General features: G+C 58.6%; 2 protein-coding genes. Both read right to left on the bottom strand.

Annotated elements, in window-relative coordinates:
* A partial coding sequence (gene recF / locus ACIP66_RS28600) for a DNA replication/repair protein RecF (protein WP_400652641.1) occupies positions 1-1080 on the bottom strand: 1080 nt, incomplete at its 3' end.
* A 14-nt stretch (positions 1081-1094) separates the two neighbouring features.
* Positions 1095-2198, bottom strand: coding sequence for a DNA polymerase III subunit beta (gene dnaN, locus ACIP66_RS28605; RefSeq protein ID WP_400652644.1), 1104 nt, complete (start codon positions 2196-2198; stop codon positions 1095-1097).
* Positions 2199-2207: the final 9 nt, after the last annotated feature.

Consider the following 2207-nt stretch of genomic DNA (forward strand, 5'->3'; position numbering starts at 1 on the left):
GGTGATACGGCCCTGTTCCACGTGGAACAAAGCGACTGGCGTTTCCGTCTGCCAGCCTTCCCTCAATAATTCGTGATCTACACAGGTGATAAACACCTGGCAGCGTAAGTCTTCCAGCAAACGGCACAGCGCGCGGCGGTGGTTCTCGTCCAGTTCGGACGGCAGGTCATCCACCAGATAAATACACTGACCGCGTCGGGCCTGGCTGACCAAGTGCCCTTGGGCAATCCGCAGTGCACAGACCACCAACTTCTGCTGACCCCGGGACAAAATGTCCGCGGCGTTGTGGGCGCCCAATCTAAGACGCAAATCAGCGCGTTGCGGTCCGGCCTGGGTATGACCCATTTGCTGATCCCGTTGCAGGGATCCAGCCAGTACGGCGCTCAATTCCCGGTCTTTGTCCCAGCCTCGGTAATAGCTGAGCGTCAAACCTTCGAGCTCAACCAGTTCGCTCAAGGTTTGTTCAATCACTTCTTTCAAGGAATTGATGTAAGCGCGGCGGTATTCATCGATTTCAGCGCTGGCCTGGCACAGTTCCCTGTCCCAACCCGCTTGCGAAACGGCGTCAAGTGTACCATGCCGCAGCCAGGAGTTTCTCTGGCGCAAGGCCTTCTGCAAACGCTGCCAGGTAGCCATGAAACGCGGCTCAACGTGGAACACGCCCCAGTCGAGAAACTGCCGGCGAATCTTCGGCGCGCCTTCAAGCAGGCGAAAGCTGTCGGGGTTGATCAACTGCAGCGGCAGGATCTCCGCCAGTTGCGCAGCGCTGCGGGCGTTCTGCCCGTCGATACGGATCTGGAACTCGCCCTGACGATCGCGCGAGATGCCCAAAGCGCTATGGCCACCCTCGGCCAATTCGACCTGACCGAACACGGTACAGGCGAGTTGTTCGTACTGGATGACCGGCAACAGACGCGTGCTACGAAACGAACGGGCAAGCCCCAGCAGATGAATGGCTTCCAGAACACTGGTTTTGCCGCTGCCGTTAGCGCCGTAAAGAATGTTGATGCGGGGGGAGGGGGAGAAGGTCACCGGGTGCAGATTGCGCACCGCGGTGACCGAAACACGACTTAAGGACATCCAGGGTCAGCTGATTACAGACGCATCGGCATGACAACGTAAGCCGAGTCGTCGTTGTCGGACTCTTGCACCAGCGCACTGCTGTTGGAGTCGGACAAAATCAGGCGAACCTGCTCGGTGGTCATAACGCCCAGCACGTCGAGCAGATAGCTCACGTTAAAGCCGATTTCCAGGGAGCCGCCGTTGTATTCAACGCCCACTTCTTCTTCCGCTTCTTCCTGCTCCGGGTTGTTGGCCTGGATTTTCAGCTGACCGTTGGCCAGTTGCAGACGGATACCACGGTATTTCTCGTTGGACAGAATCGCGGTACGGCTGAACGCTTCACGCAACGCTTGGCGATCGCCCAATACCAGCTTGTCACCGCCCTTCGGCAGAACACGCTCGTAGTCCGGGAATTTACCGTCGACCAGTTTCGAGGTGAAGGTGAATTCGCCGGTGGTCGCGCGGATGTGATGCTGACCCAGGACGATGCTGACATTGCCGTCCGGCTCGGTGAGCAGACGTGCCAGTTCGAGAATACCTTTGCGCGGCACGATCACCTGATGGCGATCCGGCTGACCGATATCGGCTTTCATCGAGCACATGGCCAGACGGTGACCGTCGGTGGCCACGGCACGGATAATGCCTTCGGACACTTCCAGCAGCATGCCGTTGAGGTAATAACGCACGTCCTGCTGGGCCATGGCGAAACTGGTGCGTTCGATCAAACGACGCAGTTTGCTCTGCTCGAGGCTGCAGGTCAGCGAACCCGGGCCTTCTTCAACCGTCGGGAAGTCGTTGGCAGGCAGAGTCGACAGGGTGAAACGGCTACGGCCGGCCTTGACCACCAGCTTCTGCTCGTCGACCTTGATATCGATCAGCGCATCGTTGGGCAGGCTTTTGCAGATGTCCATCAGCTTGCGCGCAGGCACGGTGATGGAACCTGTTTCCGCAGGCTCTTCAAGTTGCACACGACCGACCAGCTCGACCTCAAGGTCGGTACCGGTCAGCGACAGTTGCTGGCCTTCGACTACCAACAGCACGTTGGACAGTACCGGCAAGGTCTGTCGACGCTCGACGACGCCTGCGACCAGTTGCAGGGGTTTCAACAGGGCTTCGCGTTGAATGGTGACCTGCATGGTCTAGTC

Source organism: Pseudomonas sp. NPDC088429, assembly GCF_044753305.1.
Classification (GTDB): domain Bacteria; phylum Pseudomonadota; class Gammaproteobacteria; order Pseudomonadales; family Pseudomonadaceae; genus Aquipseudomonas; species Aquipseudomonas rustica.